Source organism: Enterobacter sp. WCHEn090032, assembly GCF_003986875.1.
GTDB classification, from domain to species: Bacteria; Pseudomonadota; Gammaproteobacteria; order Enterobacterales; family Enterobacteriaceae; genus Enterobacter; species Enterobacter sichuanensis.
Genome location: NZ_RXRN01000008.1, coordinates 100,125 through 123,346, shown reverse-complemented (window position 1 = coordinate 123,346; position 23,222 = coordinate 100,125). Strand labels below are relative to the sequence as shown.

Here is a 23,222-nt window from a genome sequence, read left to right as displayed (position 1 = left end):
CATGGAATTAACGCAACATCAGGCTGACGCGTTTGCCCGCATGCCTTTGACCTATTTGCGCCAGGAATACCCGAACCACATCATGCACCTGCTGAATGATGATGGCGACGTGCTGCCGCCGCGTGAACTGCACCCAATTTTCTACGGCTGTTTCGACTGGCACTCTGCGGTGCACGGCTACTGGCTGCTGCTGCGCTGCGTGCATCTCTATCCCGACTTGCCGTGCCGGGAAGCGATCGTCGCGCTTTTCGACGAGCACCTGACCGAAGAGAACGTGGCGAAGGAGCTGGCCTATTTCACCGCGCCGTTCCGCGCCTCGTTTGAGCGGCCGTATGGCTACGGCTGGCTGCTGGCGCTGGCCCAGGAGCTGAAACAGTCGTCATTGCCACAGGCCGCAGGCTGGTATCAGACGCTGGCGCCGCTCACCCAGGACATTCGCAACCGGCTGGTGGATTATCTTGCTAAGCTCACCTATCCGATCCGCGTCGGGACGCACTACAACACCGCATTCGCGCTCGCGCTGGCGCTCGATTATGCCCGAGCCGTAGAAGACAGCGCGCTTGAGCAGGCTATTCTGTCCTCGGCCGAGCGGTTTTATCTTGCTGACACGCGCTATCCGGCCCACTACGAACCCGGCGGTGATGAGTATATTTCCGGCGCGCTGACGGAAGCGCTGCTGATGAGCAAGGTGTCAAAGGACTTCCCGGCGTGGTTTGACGCGTTTCTGCCGGATGTCGGCTCCGTTGCGGCACTGATGAACCCGGCGGAAGTGAGCGATCGTACCGACCCGAAAATTGCCCATCTTGACGGGTTAAACCTCAGCCGCGCGTGGTGCATGAAGCACATTGCGAAAGCGCTACCTGCCAGCCACCCGGCGCAACCGGCGCTGAGTGATGCGGTGGCGAAACACCTGACGGCGAGCGTCGGGCATGTGGTGGGCAGCCACTACAGCGGGGGACACTGGCTGGCGAGCTTTGCGCTGCTGGCGCTGGAGTAAACCATTGCGCCGTCTTTCTTGCCGGGTGGCGCTGCGCTTACCCGACCTACAAAACCCGTAGGCCCGTGCAAGCGTAGCGCCGCCGGGCGAATCAGGCGGATGCCCTCACCGCCGGGCGCAGCCTGCTCAGGCTAAACAACACCGATCCCGTCGAGGCGATGACGGCTATCCACAGTGCAACCTGGATGGCATGTTGATGGTCCCATCCCGCCGTCGCGGCCAGCAGTACGCCCACCGCGGCGGCGCCCAGACACTGGCCGAACGTCCTGACGATAGACAACACCCCTGAGGCATAGCTGGCATATTCCCGCGCCACGTTAGAGAGCATCTCCCGGTTATTGGGGCTCTGAAAGCAGCCAAACCCCATCCCGCAAACCAGACTGCGCAGGCAGATATTCCATGCGGAAGGGCTGTCTGGCAACGTCGCCAGCAGGACCAATCCACCGACAAAAATCATCAGCCCGAGGGTCGAGATCAGCGGCGCGGAAATCGTATCTGCCCAGCGCCCCGCATGCGGCGCGATCAGCACAATGCCAATCGGCCACGGGGTGAACAGCAGTGCGGAAACCACCGGGCTGTAGCCATAGACGCTCTGAAACAGGAACGGCAGCGCGACAAACGTGATCCCCTGGCTCACAAACGACGCCAGCGAGGTCAGCGCGGCGAGGGTGAAGCGTGCGTTTTTGAACATCACAGGCGGCAGGATGGGACTGTGCGCGCGACGGACATGCCAGATAAAGGCGAGGGCACTTACCAGAGCAAGTACGCCCCAGCACACGGCGGCCCGGTTAAGGTGTTGCGTCACGTGCTGAAGGCTGTCGGCCATCATAATCGCGGAACCTAACAGCACGGCGGAAAGCACGGCGCCCGGTGCATCAAAGGGCGATCGGTCAGTAGCCGAAGCCCGCGGCAGGGCCCGCCATGCCAGCAGCAGAGCGATACTGCCCGGAATAATGTTGATGGCGAACAGCCACTGCCAGCTCAGGGCGTCCAGTATTGTTCCGCCGAGAACCGGGGCAATTGCCGTACTGGAGGCGATGAGCAGGGCGTGTAACCCCAGAATACGGCCAAGCAGTCGACCCGGGAAAACGGAACGCAGGATCGCCGGGGCGATACTGAGGGTGGCCGCGCCGCCGACGCCCTGCAGAACACGCATCCCGGTTAACATCTCCGGCGTGGTTGCCAGCGCGCAGCCGAGGGAGGTGAGCGTAAAGGTGGTAAGCCCGGCCAGAAAGACCGGGCGATAGCCCACGCGTGCCGCCAGCGCCGCGAAGATGGCTAGCGTCATCGCCGCGGAGAGCAGATAACCGTTGGCGAACCACACCGCGATATTCGCGGGAACCGCCATGGCCTCAGCCATCGAGGGGAGCGCAATGTTGATCATGGTCCCGTCAAACACGCCCATCAGCGTGGTGGTCATGACGGCGGCCAGGACCCGGGCGCGTTCATGTCCGGGTAAACCTTCATCGCCGGGATGGTTTGAAAATAGCGTCATCGTCGTCACTCCAGAGAAGAATATTGATGACGAAACTATATTCATGCGCTATACAGGGCGGAAGACGCAGCAATTGCACTTTATCATTGCATGTAACGCCATATCTGAGGATTCACCGTGTCCGATCCTGATTTTAACCTTCTGGTTGCGCTCGATATTTTGCTGGCAGAAGCCAGCGTGGCGGGTGCGGCGCGACGTTTAAACCTGAGCACCTCCGCCATGAGCCGTACCCTTAGCCGGCTGCGGGAGGTGACCGGCGATCCTATTCTGGTGCGGGCCGGGCGTCATATGGTCCTGACGCCCTGGGCAGAAGCCACCCGGGACCGCGCCAGAAGCGCCGTGTATGAGGCAAGGGCGGTGCTCCAGCCCTCCACTGAAACGCTGAAGGTGGAAAGCCTTGAGCGGTTGTTCACCATCCGCGCGAACGATGGTTTTGTTGTGGCGTTTGGACCGCTGCTGATTGCCGCGGTGGCGAGCGTTGCGCCCGGGGTCTGTATTCGTTTCTCGCCGAAACCTGAAAAAACGTCGCGCTATTTGCGGGAGGGGCTTGTCGATCTGGAGATTGGCGTGCAGGGCAATATGGGGCCTGAAATACGTCTGCAAAGACTCTTTCAGGACCGGTTCGTTGGCGCGGTGCGCAAGGGGCATCCGCTGTCATTACAGCCGGAGATCAGCCTGAGTGACTACGTTGCCTGGGGTCATGTGCTGGCTTCGCCCGACGGTTCGTTACGCGGTTTTGTCGATGAGGCGCTGGCGGAACGGGGCATGAAACGCAAGGTCGCAAGCGTAGTGCCCGGTTTTCCGACAGCGTTATCCGTGGCGCTGGCGTCCGATCTGATTGCCATGGTACCGGCGCTGTACCTGCTCAATCAGCCGATGTCAGAGCGCGTACACGTCTTTGAGCTGCCGTTTACGACCCGCACCATTACGGTTTCACAGATGTGGCATCCGCGTATGGAGCGGGATCCGGGGCATCGCTGGCTCAGGGAAAAGGTCCTTGAGGTGTGCCGCACGGTTTGCTGACGCTCAGAGCGCTTTTCCCGGTACGGTGAGGATGAAGCGCGTCGACACCGCGTCCGATTCGACGCGGACTTTTCCGTGATGCGCGGTGACGATGGATTTCACGATCGCAAGCCCAATCCCGCTGCCTTCCCCCTTACGCTGCCTGGACGGATCGACGCGGTAAAAGCGGTCAAAAAGCTTCGACAGATGTACCTGCGGGATCGGCGTGCCGGGGTTTTCTGTGATCAGCTCAACGTCGTTACCCCGTTTGCTGATGGAGACCGTCACCGTTTTCCCTTTTGGGGTATAGCGCAGGGCGTTGGATAACAGGTTATTGATGGCTCTTCTGAACATCTGCGGGTCGCCTTCTATCAGGCAGGGCACGCCGTGAAAGGTGAGCGTGATGTGGCGTTCTTCCGCCCAGGCCTCGAAGAACTCGAAAACTTTTCGCACCTCCGCGCCGAGGTCAAACAGCACCCGGTCAGGGATCAGCTGGTTGTTGTCCGCCTGCGCGAGAAAAAGCATATCGCTGACCATCCGGGTCATCCGGTTGTACTCTTCCAGGCTGGAGTAGAGAACATCTTCCAGCTCCTTTTGCGTCCGGTGCTGACTCAGCGCAATTTCCGTTTGCGTCACCAGGTTGGTGATGGGGGTTCTGATTTCATGCGCGATATCGGCGGAAAAATTGGCCTGCCGGGTAAAGACATCTTCAATTTTCCCCATCATCTGGTTGAACGAAATCACCAGCTGTTCCAGCTCAACGGGCACGCGAGACGGCTCCAGACGCGCGTCCAGATTTTCCGAGGTGATATTTTTAATGGCGTTACTGACGTTACGCAGGGGTAAATGTCCCTGGCGAACCGCGATGCGAATGATGAGCACAATAAGCACGCTAATCACCGCGGCAATCGCGAACAGGTTCTTTTTCAGCGCCTCAAGATAGTGAAGGTGAAAATTAATAGAGAGCCCGATCAGCATAACGTAGTTCTGCGTTTTGCCCTGCAGCGTCGCCGTTCCTGAAGAGGCGATAATCCGGTAGGTTTCCATCTTCATGTCGGACCCGGCATGCATGGCCATGTCCGGGTCATCGACCGTCCAGAGAAACACATCCTGTGCCTGACGGTGTTGGCTAAAGTTCGCCGTGTTCATCGCCGGGCGTAATGCTGCGCCTTGTGCCGAGCTGAAGAGGGTATTGCCCTGCGGATCCAGAAGCAGGACGGCAACGTTGCGGTAGCCGGCAAGCGACTCTTTGAGCTTGCTGATTTTCTTTTGATCGGGATCGGCCGGGGACTGCAGTATGCGGTGCATCGCGCTGCTGATTTGTTGCAGGTCGCTGACGTCCTGCTCGGCGAAATGCTTTTCGACGGAATGCAGCATAAACCAGGTAAAGGCGAAGAAGGCCAGTAGCGTGGAGAGGCTGATAAAAAAGGTCAGCCGCAGGGCGAGAGAAAAAGGGCGCCTGGGAAGCTTAACGGGCATCCGGCACCTCCAGCATATAGCCCACGCCGCGCACCGTCTGAATCAGTTTGGGTTCAAAATCGCTATCGATTTTTGCGCGCAGCCGCTTAACCGCGACATCTATTGCGTTTGTGTCGCTGTCAAAGTTCATGTCCCACACCTGGGAGGCAATCAGGGAGCGGGGAAGCACCTCGCCCTGATGACGCAGGAAAAACTCCAGCAGGCTGAACTCTTTGCTGGTGAGCTGAATGCGACTCCCGGCCCGGCTCACTTTTCTCGACACGAGGTCAACCGTCAGGTCTGCCGCCTGAAGCTGGCTTTCTGCAATCACCGTATTCCCGCGCCTTAGCAGCGTTCTGACCCGGGCGAGCAGCTCCGCAAAGGCGAAAGGCTTAATCAGGTAATCATCAGCGCCCAGCTCTAGCCCCTTAACCCGGTGTTCAATTGTGCCGAGCGCCGTCAGAAGCAGTATGGGCATCCCTTTGCCGGCAGCACGGAGCATGCGGACGATATCCCAGCCGTTTACATCGGGCAGCATGATATCCAGAATCAGCAGGTCATATTCCGCCGTCATGGCGAGGTGGTACCCGGTCAGGCCATTATCCGTGTGGTCCACGACAAACCCCGCTTCCGTCAGCCCTTTGCTGAGGTATTCCCCGGTTTTCATTTCGTCTTCAACGATCAGTATTTTCATCTTGCTCCCCAGACTGGCTGCTGAAGACATTCTAGTGAGCCCGGGATCGTTCACAATGACTTATGCCAAAAATGACAGCATTGTCATTATCCTGTCACCGGTCAAACAGGATGCGTTCAGTAGAGTAACCCTAAAAATACTCTGGACTTCATGAACCATTATGTTCCTGTTAAAACGACTCAGCATCAGTGTGGTATTTATCCTGGCAGGCTGCGTTTCGCTGGCCCCTGAATACCAGCGCCCGGCGTCACCGGTACCCCAGCAGTTTTCGCTCTCGCGTAACAGCCTGACGACCGTGGCGGCCGGGTATCAGGACACCGGCTGGCGCAACTTCTTCGTCGACCCGCAGATATCAGGATTGATTGAAGAAGCCCTGAAAAATAACCGCGATGTAAAAATGGCCGCCCTGAAGGTTGAAGAGGCCCGGGCGCAGTTCAGCGTGACCGATGCGGATCGTTATCCTCAGCTAAACGCCTCCTCGGGAATTACCTACAGCGGTGGGCTGAAAAGTGACAAACCCACCACTCAGCAGTACGACGCCGGTCTGGCGCTTAGCTACGAACTCGACTTTTTCGGCAAGCTGAAGAACCTGAGTGATGCCGACCGACAAAACTTTTTCGCCAGCGAAGAGGCCCGCCGCGCGGTGCATATTCTGCTTGTCTCGAACGTGTCGCAGAGCTATTTCAACCAGCAGCTGGCGTATAAACAGCTGCGTGTTGCGCGGGAAACGCTGAACAATTACCGGCAATCGTATGCTTTCGTTGAGCAACAGCTGGTTACGGGCAGCACCAACGTGCTGGCGCTGGAGCAGGCCCGGGGACAGATTGAAAGTACTCAGGCAGATATTGCCAAAAGAGAGGGGGAGCTGGCGCAGGCCAACAATGCCCTGCAGCTGCTTCTCGGCACGTATCGCACGCCGCCGGGCGACGGCGGGATGAACGCCCGCGACATTGCGCCGGTAAAGCTGCCACCCCATCTTTCTTCGGCAATCCTGCTGCAGCGTCCGGATATTATGGAGGCGGAGTATCAGCTTAAAGCGGCCGATGCGAATATCGGCGCGGCGCGCGCCGCCTTTTTCCCGTCCATATCCCTGACCAGCGGGCTTTCAACAGGCAGCACGGAATTATCCAGTCTCTTTTCCGCCGGGAGTGGCATGTGGAACGTTATTCCCAAAATAGAGATTCCCATTTTTAATGCCGGCAGAAATAAAGCCAACCTGAAGCTCGCCGAAATTCGCCAGCAGCAGTCGGTTGTGAATTACGAGCAAAAAATTCAGGCCGCCTTTAAACAGGTCGCCGACGCGCTTGCGCTGCGGGACAGCCTCAGCCAGCAGCTTGCTGCGCAGCAGCGGTATCTTGATTCGCTAAACATCACCCTGCAGCGTGCCAGAGGGTTATATACCAGCGGCGCGGTGAGCTATATCGAAGTATTAGACGCGGAACGCTCGCTGTTTTCCACGCAGCAAACCATTCTCGACCTTATTTATGCCCGACAGGTTAATGAAATTAATCTCTTCACCGCGCTGGGCGGTGGTTGGGTCGAATAACCTCATTTAATTAAAAAGGAAATTAAACATGCGCAATTCACTTAACGTCGTTGTATTTGGTGCAATTATTCTGTTTTCTGCTGGCCTTCAGGCTGAGGTTCATCAGCACGCGGAGATGAGCGCTGCCAGCGAAGGGGCCACAGAGCAGGTCATCACCGGGACCGGTATCGTGAAGGACATTGATCTGACGAACAAAAAAGTGACGATTTCTCATGAAGCCATCCCGGAAATTGGCTGGCCAGCGATGACCATGCGTTTTACTTTTATGCAGGCCGACGCGAGTATTACTGCCTTAAAAGTCGGCAGCCACGTGAATTTCTCGTTTGTTCAGCAGGGCAATCTCTCTGTACTCAAGAGCATTAAATAGCGAGAAACGGCATGGCTTCTTTAAACATAAAATATGCCGCCACGATTATCACCAGCCTTATTGCGGGAGGGCTGATAGCCGTGACGGCATGGCAGACAATGCACTCATCGGCAACGCCAGAAAATAGCACATCTGAAAGAAAGGTGCTTTTCTGGTATGACCCGATGAAGCCCGACGTTAAATTCGATAAGCCCGGTAAATCACCGTTTATGGATATGGATCTGGTGCCGAAGTATGCCGATGAGAATGATAAAAGCAGTGCCGGGATCCGTATTGATCCGACCCAGGTCCAGAACCTGGGATTAAAAACGCAAAAGGTCATGCGCGGAACGCTGAATTATGTGCAGACGATCCCGGCGAACGTCAGCTATAACGACTATCAGTTTGTCATTGTGCAGGCGCGCGCGGAAGGGTTCGTTGAGAAAGTGTATTCGCTGACTCTCGGCGATAAGGTGAAAAAGGGCACGCCGCTGATTGATCTTACAATCCCGGACTGGGTCGAGGCTCAGAGCGAGTTTCTGCTACTCTCCGGCACCGGCGGTACGCCCACGCAGATAAAAGGGGTACTGGAACGGCTCAGGCTGGCCGGTATGCCGGATGAGGATATTCAGCGACTGCGTGCGACCCGCACTATCCAGACCCGGTTTACCATCAGGGCGCCGATCGACGGGGTTATTACCGCCTTTGACCTGCGCACCGGCATGAATATTTCGAAAGATAAGGTGGTGGCGCAAATTCAGGGGATGGATCCGGTCTGGATCAGCGCGGCGGTTCCTGAATCCATTGCTTATCTGCTGAAAGACACCTCGCAGTTTGCCGTTTCGGTACCGGCCTGGCCGGATACCGCCTTCCCGGTTGAAAAATGGAATCTTCTGCCGAGCGTGGACCAAACCACCCGTACGCTGCAGGTGCGCCTGCAGGTCTCAAACAAAGATGAACTGCTGAAGCCGGGCATGAATGCGTACCTGACGCTGAATACCCAAAGTCAGGAGATGCTGCTGATCCCGTCTCAGGCCGTTATTGATACCGGCAAAGAACAGCGCGTCATTACCGTTGATGCAGAGGGGCGCTTTGTGCCGAAACCGATCCACGTTCTGCATGAATCTCAGCAACAGTCCGCTATCGGTTCTGGCCTTAAAGAAGGGGAGTCAGTGGTAGTTAGCGGTCTGTTCCTGATTGACTCGGAGGCCAATATTACCGGCGCGCTGGAGCGTATGCGTCACGCTGAATCCGCTTCCGACGCGCATTCAGTCCATTAAGGAGACGATGATGATTGAATGGATTATCCGGCGGTCTGTCGCCAACCGTTTCCTGGTCATGATGGGCGCACTGTTTCTCAGCGTCTGGGGAACATGGACTATCATCAACACGCCTGTCGATGCCTTGCCCGATCTGTCTGATGTTCAGGTGATTATCAAAACGAGCTACCCCGGCCAGGCCCCGCAGATTGTGGAAAATCAGGTGACCTATCCGCTCACCACCACCATGCTGTCGGTTCCCGGCGCAAAGACCGTACGCGGCTTTTCTCAGTTTGGTGATTCGTATGTGTATGTCATTTTTGAAGACGGGACCGATCTGTACTGGGCCCGTTCTCGCGTGCTGGAGTACCTGAACCAGGTTCAGGGCAAACTGCCCGCTGGCGTGAGCTCTGAAATCGGCCCGGATGCCACGGGCGTGGGCTGGATCTTTGAATATGCGCTGGTGGATCGCAGTGGAAAGCACGATCTCGCCGAGTTGCGCTCACTGCAGGACTGGTTCCTGAAATTTGAGCTGAAAACCATCCCGAACGTTGCCGAGGTGGCATCGGTGGGCGGCGTGGTGAAGCAGTATCAGATCCAGGTCAACCCGCTTAAACTTGCCCAGTACGGCATCAGCCTGCCGGAAGTTAAGCAGGCCCTTGAGTCGTCCAACCAGGAGGCTGGTGGGTCGTCAGTTGAAATGGCGGAAGCGGAGTATATGGTCCGCGCCAGCGGCTATCTGCAGACGATGGAGGATTTCAATAACATCGTCCTGAAAACCGGCGAAAACGGCGTACCGGTTTACCTGCGCGACGTTGCCCGCGTACAAACAGGGCCGGAAATGCGCCGCGGCATTGCCGAGCTTAACGGGCAGGGAGAAGTGGCGGGTGGGGTGGTGATCCTGCGTTCTGGCAAAAACGCGCGTGAGGTCATTTCGGCGGTAAAAGACAAACTGGAGACGCTGAAGGCCAGCCTGCCGGAAGGCGTTGAGATTGTGACGACTTACGATCGCAGCCAGCTCATCGACCGGGCCATTGATAACCTGAGCGGCAAGCTTCTCGAAGAGTTTATTGTGGTGGCCATTGTCTGCGCGCTGTTCCTCTGGCACGTCCGTTCCGCGCTGGTGGCAATTATCTCTCTGCCGCTTGGCCTGTGTATCGCCTTTATCGTCATGCGCTTCCAGGGGCTGAATGCCAATATTATGTCCCTGGGCGGTATTGCCATTGCCGTGGGGGCGATGGTGGACGCCGCCATCGTGATGATTGAAAACGCGCATAAACGGCTGGAAGAGTGGGATCATCAGCATCCCGGTGAAGACATTGACAACGCCACGCGCTGGAAAGTGATCACCAACGCCTCCGTGGAAGTGGGGCCCGCGCTGTTTATCAGCCTGCTGATTATCACCCTGTCGTTCATTCCCATTTTTACCCTTGAGGGGCAGGAAGGGCGATTGTTTGGTCCACTGGCCTTCACAAAAACCTACGCCATGGCGGGGGCGGCCGCGCTGGCTATTATCGTCATTCCGATTCTGATGGGGTTCTGGATCCGGGGTAAAATCCCCGCAGAGAACAGTAACCCGCTGAACCGGCTGCTGATGAACGCCTATCATCCGCTGCTGCTTAAGGTACTCCAGTGGCCAAAAACAACCCTGCTGGTTGCGGCCTTGTCCATCTTCACGGTTATCTGGCCTCTGAGCCAGGTGGGCGGTGAGTTTCTGCCGAAAATCAACGAAGGTGATCTGCTGTATATGCCGTCGACGTTGCCCGGCGTCTCTCCGGCAGAAGCGGCGGCGCTCCTGCAGACCACGGACAAACTGATCAAAACCGTGCCTGAGGTGGCGTCCGTTTTTGGCAAGACCGGAAAAGCAGAAACGGCAACGGACTCCGCGCCGCTCGAAATGGTGGAAACCACTATCCAGCTCAAACCTGAAGATCAGTGGCGGCCCGGCATGACGATTGACAAAATTGTTGAGGAGCTCGACCGGACCGTTCGTTTGCCCGGTCTGGCTAACCTCTGGGTTCCGCCTATTCGCAACCGCATTGATATGCTCTCGACCGGGATCAAAAGCCCGATTGGTATCAAGGTGTCAGGAACCGTGCTGTCGGATATCGACGCCACGGCGCAGAGCATTGAAGCCGTCGCCAGAACGGTGCCGGGGGTGGTGTCTGCCCTGGCAGAGCGTCTGGAAGGCGGGCGCTATATTGATATCGATATTAACCGGGAAAAAGCCTCCCGCTACGGGATGACGGTGGGCGATGTGCAGCTATTTGTTTCATCGGCCATTGGCGGTGCGACGGTAGGGGAAACGGTGGAAGGCGTTGCCCGGTATCCAATTAATATTCGCTATCCTCAGGACTACCGGAACAGCCCGGGCGCGTTGAGGCAGATGCCGATCCTGACGCCAATGAAACAGCAGATTACGCTGGGTGATGTTGCAAAGATTGACGTCGTTTCAGGCCCCACGATGCTGAAAACGGAAAATGCCCGCCCTGCGAGCTGGATCTATATCGATGCCCGCGGCAGGGATATGGTGTCCGTGGTGAATGACATTAAGACCGCCATCGGTCAGAACGTAAAACTGAGGCCGGGGACCAGCGTCTCCTTCTCCGGACAGTTTGAACTGCTTGAGCATGCCAATAAGAAGCTGAAGCTGATGGTGCCGATGACGGTGATGATCATCTTCATTCTGCTCTATCTGGCGTTCCGTCGCGTGGATGAGGCGTTGCTGATCCTGATGAGTCTGCCGTTCGCCCTGGTCGGCGGGATATGGTTCCTGTACTGGCAGGGCTTCCATATGTCTGTCGCAACCGGCACCGGGTTTATCGCCCTGGCCGGGGTGGCGGCTGAGTTTGGGGTGGTCATGCTGATGTATTTGCGTCATGCCATTGAAGCGCATCCGGCGTTGGCACAGCCTGAGACATTTACGGAGCAGGGGCTTGATGACGCCCTTTATCATGGCGCCGTGCTGCGCGTGCGGCCAAAGGCGATGACCGTCGCGGTGATCATTGCGGGCCTGCTGCCCATTCTCTGGGGGAGCGGTGCAGGATCAGAAGTCATGAGCCGGATTGCGGCGCCGATGATTGGCGGGATGATTACGGCGCCGCTGCTATCGCTGTTTATTATTCCAGCGGCGTACAAGCTTATCTGGCTACGCAGGCAGAAAATACCGACGGCGGTTCGTGAAGATGACAGAGGGGTCAATACCTGATAAATTAGCTATTCAATAAGCTATTCATAAAGCGATTCAAAGCCATGATAAATCGATCCGAAACGCTACGACAACTGCTGAGGCAAGGCCCCATGTCAGTAAGGCAACTTACTGATATTATGGGGGTTAGTCAGCCAACCGTTTCGCGATCGATGAAAGCGCTTGGCGATGAGGTTGTTCGTATTGGCTCAGGTCCATCTATTCACTATGTGCTGCGTGATGCGCATCGTGGGTTCAGTTCGGCTCCCGTTTACCGCATTACGGAAGAGGGTAAGGTAAAACCGCTGGGTAAACTCGTTCCGGTTTATCCTGACGGCTTTGTGATGGAGCAAACGGACAATATATGCCTCCATAGCGATGGATTGCCGTGGTGGTTGTTTGACATGCGGCCTCAGGGATACCTTGGCCGGGCGTATGCATCCCGATTTTCACCCGAGCTGGGCCTGCCGCCGAATCCAGAGAACTGGAGTGACACTGACGTTATCCGGGCTTTGCTGGCTCACGGGCACGATGCGGTGGGGAACCTGTTAATTGGAGAACAGGCGCGGAATCATTTTGTCGAGATGCCGTTGCCTGTTGCCGTGGACCGGGCAACCGCATACCCGTCTCTGGCGCAGGCCGTGAGCGCCGGCGATGTACCGGGCTCCTCTGCAGGCGGCGAGCAGCCAAAATTCTGCACTTACACAGAGCGTGGCCATGTCATTGTGAAATTCACGGCGCCGGACGATAACCCTGTAAGCGAACGCTGGCGAGACCTGCTGCTGGCGGAACATCTGGCGTTAAGGGTGCTTGGCGTCGAAACAGCAGTGTTTGATTTTGGCGGACAGCGCTTCCTTGAGATCCCGCGGTTCGATCGTACGGGACCACTTGGTCGTAAAGGGCTCTTTTCTTTACGTGCGCTTGAGGCGGAGTTTGTCGGCCGGGCAAGAGAAACCTGGCCGGTACTGGTGAACGAGCTGGCAAAGCAGGGCTGTGTTCACCCGGACGCGGTCGCCAGTACGGCAAGGCTTTGGGCGTTTGGCACGCTGATCGGCAATACTGACATGCACCACGGTAATTTGTCGTTTATCAGTTCCCATGGACGACCTTACGATCTTGCGCCAGCCTATGACATGCTGCCCATGGGCTTCGCACCGAAATCAGGAGGCGCACTGGTGAATACGCTGCGTCCGGTTACGCTTATCGACGCGGTCGCAGGAGAAATCTGGCATGAAGCGCTGGAGCTGGCTGAGCATTTTTATGCTCTGGCCAGTGATTGCCGCAGTTTCTCTGCCAGTTTCTCGCCATGTCTTGCGGCGTTGCGCAGCCATCTGGACGAGGCGAGGTCGAGGATATCGCGTCTGGGATAATGGGGGCGGGATGGTTACGAGGGGCAGGCTTAGCGTGGCATATGTGCATCGCGTGTCTGCCTGATCAGCTTGCGCCAGGCGCGATTATGCAGAGTAAATAGCAGCATCTTATAAAAGGCTGTGGAGAGGATAGCGCTACCACTAAGCAATAACATGGCGATACTCACCAGTGCCGCAGTCAGACTGACGCCCGGAAAAGGGCTACCGCTCAGCGCGGCCAGCAGATAGATGGCCGTTAATACCAGGCTTATCACCGCCAGCGCAAGGTGTATCCGTACGGCGCGCATGCTGCCTTTGCCAATCATGAACATCGTCACGCCGTTGATGCCAGCGAAAAGCAGGGCGACCAGCACAACCCACACGAATACGCGTTCAACTGGCTGCCCGAGTGCGGCGAGTACGCCATAGCCCAACCACAGCTGCGGAATGGTGAAACTGACAATCACCCCGAGCGTACTGATTGCTGCCGGAATACCCATGGTATGTAGTCCCACAGGATTACCCATCTGTTCGGCCAACTGCGTCTTGAGCTGCTGCAGTTGCGTCGGGGAGGCATTGCTCATGCTGTCGGCCAGCGCGTTACAGTGTTTCAGGCGGTGGGATAAAATTTTAATCATTTGATTATACGGCTTTTAAAAGAGTGAAGGCCCTGATTGATTTTCTGACATCCGCTACGGGGCGATAAAGACGATAACGCATCGTCCCGCATGGAAGCGCTATTTCACATACTTCATTCAGTGTTCCTTCTTTTATTGCCAGCAATTCTGTATACGACAGGGTATTGCACTGACATGAAGGGAATCAGCATGCACCATCGAATGGTGTTGTGAGCTGTTCGTTCTAATTTTGTGATGTGCGTCAGGTTTTAGTGTTCAGTAATATTACCTTTTACTCGATGATCGATTGTTTAGCACCTCTCCGACAACCGGAGCAGCAGTAAATGCGTTTGGCCAGCCAGCGTAGAACGCGGCCTGGGTAACAATCTCACCAGCTTCCTCAACAGAAAGTCCATTATCCATTGCTCTATTGAGGTGATAGCCAATCTGCGCGCTCTGTCCGGATGCGATTAACGCGCTGACCGTAATCATACTTCTGTCGCGGGGTTTCAGCGCGGGTCTTTGCCAGAGATCCAGGAACAGTGGATCTGCAGTGAATTTAACCAGGCCCGGAGATATTGGGCCAACATTTTTTTCCACTGTCTCTGAACGCTGCTTTTCTGCTTCCTGATTGAGAGGAAGCAGGTCCGGAGAAGCTTCAGGAAGTGCATCTGCCGTGACGCCACGAGTTTCAAATACTGCTTTGGTCACGCTGACGGCTGACATTGCATTTGGCCAACCTGAGTAGAACGCCAGATGGGTAATGATTTCTGACAATTCCGCTGGCGTAACGCCATTATCAAGGGCAATGTCTATATAGTGCTTAAGGTCGCCAGGCTGGTTTCTGGCAATTAGCATGGAGACGGTCACCATACTACGATCCCTGGGCGAGAGGGCATCGCGTGTCCACAGATCTTCAGTAATAGCTTCTCGACCAAAGCGCGCAAGAGCCGGTGAGACAGAACGAATATCAGCTTCAGAAATCGCTGAAGGTTCAATTTTCATCATAGTTTTACCTCTTGTTTCCTCAGCATTAGCAAAATCAGAAATAACAAGCGACATGGCCGCCGCTGCAATTACGCTTTTCATGTCAATCCTCACTGGTCAACGGTGCGGATCCTGTTTGATTCCGCCTTTGTTACGAAGAAATACCGGTTTTACCGGGATAGCGTCCTTACTGACGCTCATATGCGCCGTTTGCCTGAGATAGTCACGGAAGTGTGGCGTTTGTCGGTGCAGTTGATACGCTTCCTCACTGGCGTAAATCTCATAGAAATACCAGCGGTTCGGAGTCTGTGAGTCTGTAGCGGCATACATGGCTAACACGCCTTTCTCTACTTTGAGCGACTCAGCCATTTCAGGCATGACGATGTTTTTAAATTCGGTCTGTAATTCAGGCTTTACCTCGACGATCACCAGATTATTAATGGTTCGCTCATTCGGTATAATGTGTTTGTCCCCCAGAAATTGGGGCTCCAGAGTGATTTTATTTTTCCGAACGATAATGTCAGGTGCCCGGGCAGCGAATGCCTTGTATGGTTCGGCATTCAGATGTTTGCGGTAAGCACTCTCGTTTTCATAGAGTTCGACCATGAATGCCTTACGTGGATTGTCGCTGCGGAGCAGGGCGTACATCGCCAGCGTACCTGCTTCATGATCAACCGAAGCGGAAATCGTCTGTCTGGCTACGTCTGCAAAATCTTTGTCCCGATCGTGCCTGACGCCAAGCTCAAAGATATTCATCACTACCTTATCCGGCGCGTCCAGTTTTGTTGCAAAGACAGGGCTGCTTATTAGCATCCAAATTAAAAGCATAAGAGTCTTTTTCACGATGATCCTTTTACTGAAATGGCTGTTTAAGACGTTCTATAAGTTGGTGTTGGTAGATTGTAAAACGCTATGGTGTAACAGGAGCCAGTTCTGGCAATCCTTCTACGATATAGGGTCGCGAATTGCCGGCACGGTGACGGATAGGGATGATCTTCTGGTACGCTGCCGAGTTATACCAATCCTGGGCATTTTTAAGACTCTCAAACTTTATTACAACCAGTCGGCCCTGTGCTCCGAACCCTTCTTTAACATCGGGTTCACCTCCTCTGACGATGAAGCGTCCACCAAAGGGCCTGAAAGTTGACTCAACCTGAGCGCTGTACGGTTTTATCGCTTCACGGTCGGTCGCCTGAAACTCTGCGATATAATAAGCAGGCGTTGCCGCTAGTGCTGTAGATAGCCCAGAGAGCGCAAATAGAAAGGCTACCGCTGTCTTAATAGTCATCCTTCCTCCTGATGGTATTTCAAGAAAGTGAATAAGTGCTACCGCGTCCAGACCTGCTTAACGTCTTTCGTTTGCGGCGTGTTTTGCCCCATGATCCCCGTCAGAACATGCGGCTGGTAGGTTTCTTCCAGAAACCGGATTTCCTCCGGGCTCAGTTGAAGATTTACGGCGTTTACCGCGCCATCGACGTGATCTTTTTTTGTGGCCCCTACGACAGGTGACGTGACTTTTGTCAGCAGCCAGGCGAGTGAGATTTCCGTCATGGACACCCTCTGTCGTTCAGCAAGCTCGGCGACGCGCTCGATAATGATCCGATCCTGTCCAGCCGTGCTGTCATATTTTCCGCGGGCATAGGCATCCTCGGTGGCTCGCCGCGTGTGGCCTTCTTTCCGGGAGAGACGACCGCTCGCCAGCGCGCTATAGGGGGTCATGGCGATATCATCCTCAGCGCACAGACCGAAGAGCTCTCGTTCATCTTCACGCATAATCAGGTTGTAGTGGCTTTGCACGGAAACAAAGGGCGTCAGCCCTTCGCGTTCGGCAAGGGCGTTCGCTTTCGCAAGCTGCCAGGCATAGCAATTGGAAATACCAATAGCGCGCACTTTGCCCGCAGTAACGGCGGCATGCAGCGCTTCAAGCACCTCGATAACCGGCGTGTTGTAATCCCAGATGTGGTAAATGTAGAGGTCGATGTAGTCCATCCCCAGATTCTGCAGGCTCTGATCGAGCGATCGGGCTATTGCCTCTTTTCCGCCGATCCCCGCGGCAATTTGCGCGGCGGTTCGTGGCAGAAACTTGGTGGCCAGCACCACGTCCTCGCGTTTTGCCATCTCCCGCAGCGCCCGGCCAACGTATCGCTCGCTGGAGCCGTTCTGATAGGCGATGGCGGTATCGTAAAAATTGATACCCTTTTCGAGACCGTAGCGGATGATGTCCCGGCTTGCTGTTTCGTCCAGCGTCCAGCGATGCTGGCCCGTTAACGGGTCGCCAAACCCCATACATCCCATACAGATGCGGGAGACCAGTAAGTCACTTTTACCGAGCCGGGTATACTGCATCGTTATTCTCCCTCTGGATTATTCACGACGGAATTGAGCAGATCGACAAGCCTTGAAGCGTGTTCCCGGGCAAGCGTTTTTTGCTGCGCGATTTTGTCGGCATCCCGGTCGGCATAGCTGATACCGCAGGTATAAACCGGCGCCAGCAGCTCAAGATTGCACAGTTTTGCCGTGGTCTCGAACGGAATAAGATACTCTTCAATGGCATGGCCAAAGAAACCGTCAGCGGTATAGAGCGCCTGTGGCGCCCCTGTAGTGAAGGAGAGGAGCAGCTTTTTACCGCCCAGTTTCGCCGTTGAGCCATGCGCGAAGCCGTGGACAAAGACCTCGTCCAGCCATTGTTTCATTAACCCGGGCAGCCCATACCAGGAAAAAGGAAACTGCCAGACAATCACATCGGCCCTGAGCAGGCTTTCCTGCTCCGCAGCGATATTGAATTTGCCGTCCGGATAGAGCCAGTCCAGACGACGAATTTCAGCATCGGGAAGGGCGGTCCCCACTTCATCAAGGATCGTGGCATTGGCGACGGAATGGGTAAGCTCAGGATGGCCTGAAACAATAAGGATATTTTTCATTTCAATGAGTTAAATATATTTGGTGAATGTTTAACCCAGTATAGAGTGACACCATTATTTTTTTTAGAGCAGTAAAGACTCATTCACTTTTAGACAAAAACTAATAATGGTCGACTGTTCTCATAGTACCGGTCATCACGAACCCGTGAACTACGCCGTGATGCCCAGTAAACGTTCTGCATTGCGAAATGCGATGGCCTCTTTTTCAGCCTTGTTGACGGGCAGACTGTCGATAAAGGTTTTTACACCGTCCAGGGTCTGATAGGGATAATCGACGGAGAACAGGATCCTTTCTGCCCCCATTAACGCGTAGATAAACTGGAAGTGCGGCAGCGACAGCATACCTGACGGGGTAACGTAAACGTGCTCCTGGAAGGTTCTCGTTAGCGTGCGTGACAGACCTGTTGCAGCCAGTGGAAGGCTGTCATCAAGACGCTGCAGCCAGAAGGGCAGCATCTCCCCCCAGTGGCCACTGATTACCTGCAGGTGGGGATATTTATCAAATGCGCCCGATAACATCAGCCGTAACAAATGGATCCCGGCTTCGTGATGCCAGCCCCAGCCAAACATAGAGAGCCGGGCGTTGACCTCTGCGCTGAAGCCCGTGAAGTAGGCCTGTTGCACGCTTTTAACCGGTAATCCGGGATGAAGATAGAGTGGCACATTCAGTTTATTAAAGCGGGAAAGCAGGGAGTCATAGTCAGGATGATCGAGAAAGCATGAAGAGGGTCGGCAATTCAGAAGTGCCCCCTTAAACCCCAGTTTTTCAACTGCGCGGACAAGCTCTTTTTCAGCCTCTTCCGGCTGTGCCCAGGGAAGTGTGGCAAATGCCGCGAAGCGATCCGGGTGATTTCTTACCGCCCCGGCAAGGCGGTCGTTTGCCGCCGTATTTAACGTTACCGCTTTATCCCCGGGAGCCAGCTGGGGGAATCCGCCCACAGAAAGTATCTGCAGGGTAATTCCCGCCTCATCCATATCCCTGAGGCGGCGGCTTCCCAAATCAGCGCCTTTCGCGTTTATCAGCGCATTCTTTTCTATCTGCGGCCGGCTTCGGTCAGGATTATGACCATCAGCGACGGTTTTCCCCCAGTCGCCAAGGAAAGGTGCCTGCTCAAGCGCAACAGGCATACACGCTCGCCCTAACTCGCTGTCGAGATAATGTTCTTCGAGGCAAATGATTTTCATATTCTCACCATTCATACAAAGCAGTAAAAGTGATACAGATTAGAATCACCCGGAACAGCCCGTTCGTGTGTGTCATTCATGACAGTCTGTTCCGGACGGGCTTTACACCATCGGTTTTTCCCAGGCGCCTCGTGTATCCACTCTGGTCTCTGCGGCGAGTTGTTCCAGCAGGATGATTTCCTCATCGCGTAACTGGATGTCTGAAGCGCAGGCGGCGTCCAGAACGTGATGGACTTTAGTCGCACCCACGAGGGGAAGGGTACCTTTCGCAATAGCCCATGCGATGGCTATCTGTGCCACGCTGGCATTCCTTTCGGCTCCCATTTTTTTCATGGCGGCGGTTAGTCTTTCTATCTGCGGCAGTACTGCGTTATAACTTTCGGCCCGGCCACTCCCGGCAGGCATGGGATGATTTGAATCATAACGACCACTGAGCGCGCCTTGCTCCAGGACCATGTAAGCAAAGAACGTGATGTTATTTTGTCGGCAATAATCAAGGATCCCGGCCTCTTCAGAAGCGCGATAGAGCAGGCTGTAGTGATTTTGTACTGCACTGAGGGAATAACCGGAAGCGTTAAGGATTTCATTGGCGCGTCTGATTTGTGCCAGATTGTGGTTGGAAACACCTACGCGTTTTACCTTACCGCTTTGTAAAAGTGGGATCAGTCCTGGCGTCCATTTTTCGACGTCGAGGGGATTATGGATCCAGTAGATATCAATCGCGTCCACGCCCAGGCGTCCGAGGCTGGCCTCAAGCATATCGCTGACAGGCTGTGCAGACTGCTCGTTCGCAATCTGCGGCGTGAATTTGGTGGATAAAATCATATCCTCGCGGGGGAACTGACGGACTAATGTTCCCAGCGCTGCCTCGGAACTCCCCATGCCATATACTGCTGCGGTATCCCAGAGGTTGAGACCCTTACTCATGGCCGTGGTGAACACGTCTGCCATCTGAGTATCAGAAAGATGATTGCCGAAGACGGTGTCGCCACCGGCGAAGCCTGTGCCCCAGGACCATGTGCCGAGCGCGACTGGAGGAAGAGTTTTCATATTCAGTTCCTGAAAAAAGGCCGGAACGTTGCTGACGTAAACCGGCCAAAGAGGGTGAGTAACGATGAAAGACAGATGAATGAATTAAGTTGGCTGGCGGAGGGCATTTAACAGCGCCACACCGACACCGTGCGCTGAAGCGGGATTCTGCCCCGTGATAAGGCGTCCGTCGGTAACCACGTTTTCAGACCAGTTCGGGGCTTCATGATGAAGCGTGCCATGCTCGCGGAGTGCAGTCTCAAGCAGGTAGGGAACCACATCTGTGGTGTGAACTTCTTCCTCTTCCTTGTTGGTAAAGGCCGCCACGTTTTTGCCTTTCACCAGGTATTCGCCGCTGCTGAGCTTAGCGTCAACCAGTGCCGCAGGCCCGTGGCAGACGGCTGAGACAATCCCATCACTTTCATATACTTCGCGGATAATACGCTGGGCATCCTGGCTGTCGCGGAAATCCCACATGGTTCCATGCCCGCCCGCAAAGAAAACGGCGCTGTAATCGGAACCGTTCAGCTCAGATAACGCAGGCGTTGTGGCCAGGCGCTGCTGAAAATCGGTTTCGTTCCAGAACCAGGCGTTGACAGAGTCACTGAGGTCAAATCCATCCACCGGCGGCTGTCCCCCGCGAATGCTGGCTATCGTCGTTTTTAGTCCGGCATCTTCCAGTACTTTCAGCGGGTGCGTCAGCTCAGCCAGGAAAAAACCGGTTGGTACACCGGATGCGCCTTTAATCGGATGACTGGAAACGACACACAGCACGGGTTTATCTGCAGGTTTCATATCGGGCCTCACTATTTATTTTTAAATTCAGCGGCAAAGAGATTTTCCCAGTTAATAAAGGAGCCAAGCGGAATGCACTCAAAGCTTAATAAGCCAGCTTTTGCCAGCGGGAATTCGGCCATTACGTTCATCGCTTCATCGACAGAGTCACATTCAAGAAAAATAGCGACGCCAGGTCTGTCCTGACGGAAGTAGATGTCGCGGATGAAGCCGGATTTATACAATCCCCAGGCGTGTAGCGCTTCAGCGTTAAGGTGTGGAGCATATTTTTCCAGCGATGCTCCAGGTGCGGGGATATCCAGACATAAAATTCGCATCATAGTCTCCTGAACTCAGGTCGTTGTAGAAAGAGATAAAAGTATAAGAGGCGAATTTCACGAAGATTAGAGGAGCATTGACTTAAGCATCTTTAGACTGTACTTAATAATCAGGCGGAGATTGCTTTAGGAACACATTATGAATAACGCCCTGTATAACCAGATACGCATCTTTCAGAGCATTGCACGTGAGGGCAATATTTCGGCAGCCGCAAGAAAACTGGAAATTACGCCTCCCTCCGTCAGCAATGCGCTTAAGCTGCTGGAAGATCATATTGGCCATCCGCTTTTTGTGCGTACGACCCGCCGTATTGAGCTGACGGAAACCGGGCAGCTGTTGCTGGAACAGACCGCTGCGGCGGTGGAGTCGCTGGAACATTCGCTTGAAAGCATTCGCGACCAGAATCAGGAGCCCTCTGGTATCGTGCGAATCACGCTCTCGCGTTTTGCCTATCTGTTAATTCTTAAGCCTGCAATGGCGAAATTCTGTCAGCAATATCCGGGTATACAGCTTGAAATTTCGGTTTACGACGGTACCGTGAATGTTATCGAAGAGCGTTTTGATCTTGGGATCCGTTTTGGCGATATCCTCGAAGGTGGGGTGGTGGCGCGGCCGTTAATGAAACCCTTTCGTGAAGGGTTATATGCATCCTCAGCTTATATCAGCGAGCATGGAATGCCCGAGGTGCCGGCTGACCTCAGTCAACACAAGCTGATTGGCTACCGTTTTATTACTAACAACCGCATCCTTCCGTTGATTCTGAACGATCGCGGAGAGCAGTTGACGGTTGAGATGCCCGGGCAGTTAATCAGCAACGATATTGACGTTATGGCAGACGGGATCCGTAACGGCCTGGGAATCGGACGTTTGTTTGAACCCATCTTGCAGTTACAGCAGGACAGGGAGCGCTTTATACCCGTGATGGAGAGCTACTGGAAAACCTACCCGCCAGTGTATCTCTATTACCCCAAAAACGCGGGCAAAACGAAAAGAGTGAAGGCCCTGATTGATTTTCTGATATCCGCTACGGGACGATAACGCCTCGTTCAGTATGGAGGCGCTATTTCACAACCCCAGCGGCCGGGCCTCCTGTATGAACTCAATCAGAAGGCGAAGCCCGGTCGGTAGTTGCCGGCGGCTTGAATAATAGATATGAAAACCTTCCTCCAGCGGGGACCACTCCGTAAGCACCAGGCGGAGCCGTCCATCCTTCACATAGGGTGCAACAAGAGGCTCCGGAAAATACATCAGGCCGGCTCCGCCTAATACGGCCACAAGGCCCGTTTCAGCCTGATTGACCGTCACAGAGCCAGGCACACTGATTTGGTACGTTTCGCCGTCTCGCTCAAGTTCCCAGCGATAAATCCGATCGTCGCCGAGACGATTGCTTATACAGCGATGGTGTAATAAATCATCAGGATGTTCAGGCGTTCCGTAGCGTTCAAGGTAGTCGGGGGATGCTGCGATAACCCAGCGAATATCGGCAGATAAACGCCGGGCAACCATGTCTTCCGGGACGGTGCCACCATAGCGGATACCGGCATCGAAGCCCGCATCAGTGACGTCAACCATACGGTTGCTGGCCACAATATCGATTTCAATATCGGGATAGCGATCCATAAACGCGGGCATAACTGGCGCAAGCAAAAGATTGGCCGCTTCAACAGCAGCATTGATGCGGATACGTCCGGTAGGGGTATTACGATACCGGTTAAGCGATTCAAGCGCGCCTTCTATCTTGTCGAAAGGCTGAAGGACAGACTGAACCAGTTCTTCACCTGCAGCCGTAGGTGTAACGCTCTTCGTCGTGCGATTAAGGAGGCGAACCCCGAGCCGGGTTTCCAGTCCCTTCAGGGCATGACTAAGCGCTGATGCACTGACACCTAATTCAATCGCCGCACGGCTGAAACTGCGATGACGTGCAATAGCCATGAAATAAATGAGATCGGCGACATCAGCTCTGCTTATTTGCATACAGAATCGTTTTCCTTGTGCGTTAAGGCCCGAATGCGTTGATACGGAAATGATATACACCAT

The 23,222-nt window shown here is 54.8% G+C and carries 22 protein-coding genes; 8 read left to right on the top strand and 14 right to left on the bottom strand.

The window, feature by feature from the left end; genetic code table 11:
* Window position 1: 1 nt before the first annotated feature.
* On the top strand, window positions 2–997 hold the full coding sequence (locus EKN83_RS09025; protein ID WP_126800729.1) for a DUF2891 domain-containing protein: 996 nt from the start codon (window positions 2–4) through the stop codon (window positions 995–997).
* Window positions 998–1,088: 91 nt separating this feature from the next.
* On the opposite strand, the gene EKN83_RS09020 is transcribed toward EKN83_RS09025, so the two are convergent.
* Entirely contained in the window at window positions 1,089–2,492 is a 1,404-nt protein-coding gene (locus EKN83_RS09020) for an MFS transporter (protein WP_126800728.1), read from the bottom strand.
* Window positions 2,493–2,609: 117 nt separating this feature from the next.
* Between EKN83_RS09020 and EKN83_RS09015 the strand changes: the two genes are divergently transcribed.
* Window positions 2,610–3,515, top strand: coding sequence for a LysR family transcriptional regulator (locus EKN83_RS09015; protein WP_095448957.1), 906 nt, complete (start codon window positions 2,610–2,612; stop codon window positions 3,513–3,515).
* A 3-nt stretch (window positions 3,516–3,518) separates the two neighbouring features.
* Here EKN83_RS09015 and EKN83_RS09010 read toward each other — a convergent pair whose 3' ends face one another.
* Together EKN83_RS09010 and EKN83_RS09005 are read right to left on the bottom strand one after the other, a co-directional pair.
* Window positions 3,519–4,973 (bottom strand): Cu(+)/Ag(+) sensor histidine kinase, encoded by a 1,455-nt coding sequence (locus tag EKN83_RS09010; protein WP_126800727.1) that lies wholly within the window; start codon window positions 4,971–4,973, stop codon window positions 3,519–3,521.
* The gene (locus EKN83_RS09005; RefSeq protein WP_025756461.1) at window positions 4,963–5,646 is read right to left on the bottom strand and encodes a copper/silver response regulator transcription factor; all 684 of its coding nucleotides are present in this window, start codon (window positions 5,644–5,646) and stop codon (window positions 4,963–4,965) included. The genes EKN83_RS09010 and EKN83_RS09005 overlap by 11 nt, the downstream gene beginning before the upstream one ends.
* A gap of 160 nt (window positions 5,647–5,806) precedes the next feature.
* On the opposite strand from EKN83_RS09005, the gene EKN83_RS09000 reads away from it, so the two are divergent.
* From EKN83_RS09000 to yjjJ, 5 genes are read left to right on the top strand one after another with little or no spacing between them, the layout of a single operon-like run.
* Entirely contained in the window at window positions 5,807–7,192 is a 1,386-nt protein-coding gene (locus EKN83_RS09000; RefSeq protein WP_126800726.1) for an efflux transporter outer membrane subunit, read from the top strand.
* Window positions 7,193–7,220: 28 nt separating this feature from the next.
* Window positions 7,221–7,559 (top strand): cation efflux system protein CusF, encoded by a 339-nt coding sequence (gene cusF, locus EKN83_RS08995; protein WP_126800725.1) that lies wholly within the window; start codon window positions 7,221–7,223, stop codon window positions 7,557–7,559.
* A gap of 11 nt (window positions 7,560–7,570) precedes the next feature.
* Window positions 7,571–8,818 carry an efflux RND transporter periplasmic adaptor subunit gene (locus EKN83_RS08990; RefSeq protein ID WP_126800724.1) on the top strand — a complete coding sequence of 416 codons (1,248 nt, stop codon included), beginning with the start codon at window positions 7,571–7,573 and terminating at the stop codon, window positions 8,816–8,818.
* A 10-nt stretch (window positions 8,819–8,828) separates the two neighbouring features.
* A complete protein-coding gene (silA, locus tag EKN83_RS08985; RefSeq protein ID WP_126800766.1) occupies window positions 8,829–12,005 on the top strand; it encodes a Cu(+)/Ag(+) efflux RND transporter permease subunit SilA in 3,177 nt (1,058 codons plus the stop codon).
* Window positions 12,006–12,049: 44 nt separating this feature from the next.
* Window positions 12,050–13,354 carry a type II toxin-antitoxin system HipA family toxin YjjJ gene (gene yjjJ / locus EKN83_RS08980; protein ID WP_126800723.1) on the top strand — a complete coding sequence of 435 codons (1,305 nt, stop codon included), beginning with the start codon at window positions 12,050–12,052 and terminating at the stop codon, window positions 13,352–13,354.
* Between the two features lie 29 nt (window positions 13,355–13,383).
* On the opposite strand, the gene EKN83_RS08975 is transcribed toward yjjJ, so the two are convergent.
* The 10 genes from EKN83_RS08975 to EKN83_RS08930 all read right to left on the bottom strand — a co-directional run bounded on the left by EKN83_RS08975 (window position 13,384) and on the right by EKN83_RS08930 (window position 21,184).
* On the bottom strand, window positions 13,384–13,971 hold the full coding sequence (locus tag EKN83_RS08975; protein ID WP_025756455.1) for a hypothetical protein: 588 nt from the start codon (window positions 13,969–13,971) through the stop codon (window positions 13,384–13,386).
* Between the two features lie 264 nt (window positions 13,972–14,235).
* Window positions 14,236–15,039 carry a carboxymuconolactone decarboxylase family protein gene (locus tag EKN83_RS08970; RefSeq protein ID WP_126800722.1) on the bottom strand — a complete coding sequence of 268 codons (804 nt, stop codon included), beginning with the start codon at window positions 15,037–15,039 and terminating at the stop codon, window positions 14,236–14,238.
* A 15-nt stretch (window positions 15,040–15,054) separates the two neighbouring features.
* Complete coding sequence (locus EKN83_RS08965) at window positions 15,055–15,750, bottom strand: putative quinol monooxygenase (protein WP_185857662.1); 696 nt, start codon at window positions 15,748–15,750, stop codon at window positions 15,055–15,057.
* A gap of 97 nt (window positions 15,751–15,847) precedes the next feature.
* Window positions 15,848–16,225 carry a DUF1330 domain-containing protein gene (locus tag EKN83_RS08960; RefSeq protein ID WP_126800721.1) on the bottom strand — a complete coding sequence of 126 codons (378 nt, stop codon included), beginning with the start codon at window positions 16,223–16,225 and terminating at the stop codon, window positions 15,848–15,850.
* A 38-nt stretch (window positions 16,226–16,263) separates the two neighbouring features.
* Window positions 16,264–17,283: an aldo/keto reductase gene (locus tag EKN83_RS08955; RefSeq protein WP_126800720.1), complete on the bottom strand. Its 1,020-nt coding sequence runs from the start codon at window positions 17,281–17,283 to the stop codon at window positions 16,264–16,266.
* Window positions 17,284–17,285: 2 nt separating this feature from the next.
* Window positions 17,286–17,858 carry an NAD(P)H-dependent oxidoreductase gene (locus EKN83_RS08950; RefSeq protein ID WP_126800719.1) on the bottom strand — a complete coding sequence of 191 codons (573 nt, stop codon included), beginning with the start codon at window positions 17,856–17,858 and terminating at the stop codon, window positions 17,286–17,288.
* Between the two features lie 150 nt (window positions 17,859–18,008).
* The gene (locus EKN83_RS08945) at window positions 18,009–19,043 is read right to left on the bottom strand and encodes an amidohydrolase family protein (RefSeq protein ID WP_126800718.1); all 1,035 of its coding nucleotides are present in this window, start codon (window positions 19,041–19,043) and stop codon (window positions 18,009–18,011) included.
* A gap of 102 nt (window positions 19,044–19,145) precedes the next feature.
* Window positions 19,146–20,093 (bottom strand): aldo/keto reductase, encoded by a 948-nt coding sequence (locus tag EKN83_RS08940; protein ID WP_063447079.1) that lies wholly within the window; start codon window positions 20,091–20,093, stop codon window positions 19,146–19,148.
* Between the two features lie 84 nt (window positions 20,094–20,177).
* Window positions 20,178–20,867 carry a type 1 glutamine amidotransferase domain-containing protein gene (locus EKN83_RS08935; protein WP_126800717.1) on the bottom strand — a complete coding sequence of 230 codons (690 nt, stop codon included), beginning with the start codon at window positions 20,865–20,867 and terminating at the stop codon, window positions 20,178–20,180.
* Between the two features lie 11 nt (window positions 20,868–20,878).
* The gene (locus EKN83_RS08930; RefSeq protein ID WP_045910563.1) at window positions 20,879–21,184 is read right to left on the bottom strand and encodes a hypothetical protein; all 306 of its coding nucleotides are present in this window, start codon (window positions 21,182–21,184) and stop codon (window positions 20,879–20,881) included.
* Between the two features lie 139 nt (window positions 21,185–21,323).
* Here EKN83_RS08930 and EKN83_RS08925 point away from each other — a divergent pair, with 139 nt between their 5' ends.
* Window positions 21,324–22,223, top strand: coding sequence for a LysR family transcriptional regulator (locus tag EKN83_RS08925; protein WP_126800716.1), 900 nt, complete (start codon window positions 21,324–21,326; stop codon window positions 22,221–22,223).
* A 27-nt stretch (window positions 22,224–22,250) separates the two neighbouring features.
* On the opposite strand, the gene EKN83_RS08920 is transcribed toward EKN83_RS08925, so the two are convergent.
* Window positions 22,251–23,159: a LysR family transcriptional regulator gene (locus tag EKN83_RS08920; RefSeq protein WP_047038596.1), complete on the bottom strand. Its 909-nt coding sequence runs from the start codon at window positions 23,157–23,159 to the stop codon at window positions 22,251–22,253.
* Between the last annotated feature and the right edge of the window lie 63 nt (window positions 23,160–23,222).

What these genes read in the sequence shown, in the direction of transcription:
- EKN83_RS08945 (WP_126800718.1), bottom strand. Translation starts at nt 19,043, where the DNA reads ATGAAAATCATTTGCCTCGAAGAACATTATCTCGACAGCGAGTTAGGG.
- EKN83_RS08925 (WP_126800716.1), top strand. Translation starts at nt 21,324, where the DNA reads ATGAATAACGCCCTGTATAACCAGATACGCATCTTTCAGAGCATTGCA.
- EKN83_RS08930 (WP_045910563.1), bottom strand. Translation starts at nt 21,184, where the DNA reads ATGCGAATTTTATGTCTGGATATCCCCGCACCTGGAGCATCGCTGGAA.
- EKN83_RS09005 (WP_025756461.1), bottom strand. Translation starts at nt 5,646, where the DNA reads ATGAAAATACTGATCGTTGAAGACGAAATGAAAACCGGGGAATACCTC.
- EKN83_RS09025 (WP_126800729.1), top strand. Translation starts at nt 2, where the DNA reads ATGGAATTAACGCAACATCAGGCTGACGCGTTTGCCCGCATGCCTTTG.
- yjjJ (WP_126800723.1), top strand. Translation starts at nt 12,050, where the DNA reads ATGATAAATCGATCCGAAACGCTACGACAACTGCTGAGGCAAGGCCCC.
- EKN83_RS08965 (WP_185857662.1), bottom strand. Translation starts at nt 15,750, where the DNA reads ATGCTAATAAGCAGCCCTGTCTTTGCAACAAAACTGGACGCGCCGGAT.
- EKN83_RS08960 (WP_126800721.1), bottom strand. Translation starts at nt 16,225, where the DNA reads ATGACTATTAAGACAGCGGTAGCCTTTCTATTTGCGCTCTCTGGGCTA.
- EKN83_RS08950 (WP_126800719.1), bottom strand. Translation starts at nt 17,858, where the DNA reads ATGAAAAATATCCTTATTGTTTCAGGCCATCCTGAGCTTACCCATTCC.
- EKN83_RS08990 (WP_126800724.1), top strand. Translation starts at nt 7,571, where the DNA reads ATGGCTTCTTTAAACATAAAATATGCCGCCACGATTATCACCAGCCTT.
- EKN83_RS08935 (WP_126800717.1), bottom strand. Translation starts at nt 20,867, where the DNA reads ATGAAACCTGCAGATAAACCCGTGCTGTGTGTCGTTTCCAGTCATCCG.
- EKN83_RS09010 (WP_126800727.1), bottom strand. Translation starts at nt 4,973, where the DNA reads ATGCCCGTTAAGCTTCCCAGGCGCCCTTTTTCTCTCGCCCTGCGGCTG.
- EKN83_RS08955 (WP_126800720.1), bottom strand. Translation starts at nt 17,283, where the DNA reads ATGCAGTATACCCGGCTCGGTAAAAGTGACTTACTGGTCTCCCGCATC.
- EKN83_RS08975 (WP_025756455.1), bottom strand. Translation starts at nt 13,971, where the DNA reads ATGATTAAAATTTTATCCCACCGCCTGAAACACTGTAACGCGCTGGCC.
- EKN83_RS08970 (WP_126800722.1), bottom strand. Translation starts at nt 15,039, where the DNA reads ATGAAAAGCGTAATTGCAGCGGCGGCCATGTCGCTTGTTATTTCTGAT.
- cusF (WP_126800725.1), top strand. Translation starts at nt 7,221, where the DNA reads ATGCGCAATTCACTTAACGTCGTTGTATTTGGTGCAATTATTCTGTTT.
- EKN83_RS09000 (WP_126800726.1), top strand. Translation starts at nt 5,807, where the DNA reads ATGTTCCTGTTAAAACGACTCAGCATCAGTGTGGTATTTATCCTGGCA.
- silA (WP_126800766.1), top strand. Translation starts at nt 8,829, where the DNA reads ATGATTGAATGGATTATCCGGCGGTCTGTCGCCAACCGTTTCCTGGTC.
- EKN83_RS08920 (WP_047038596.1), bottom strand. Translation starts at nt 23,159, where the DNA reads ATGCAAATAAGCAGAGCTGATGTCGCCGATCTCATTTATTTCATGGCT.
- EKN83_RS08940 (WP_063447079.1), bottom strand. Translation starts at nt 20,093, where the DNA reads ATGAAAACTCTTCCTCCAGTCGCGCTCGGCACATGGTCCTGGGGCACA.
- EKN83_RS09020 (WP_126800728.1), bottom strand. Translation starts at nt 2,492, where the DNA reads ATGACGCTATTTTCAAACCATCCCGGCGATGAAGGTTTACCCGGACAT.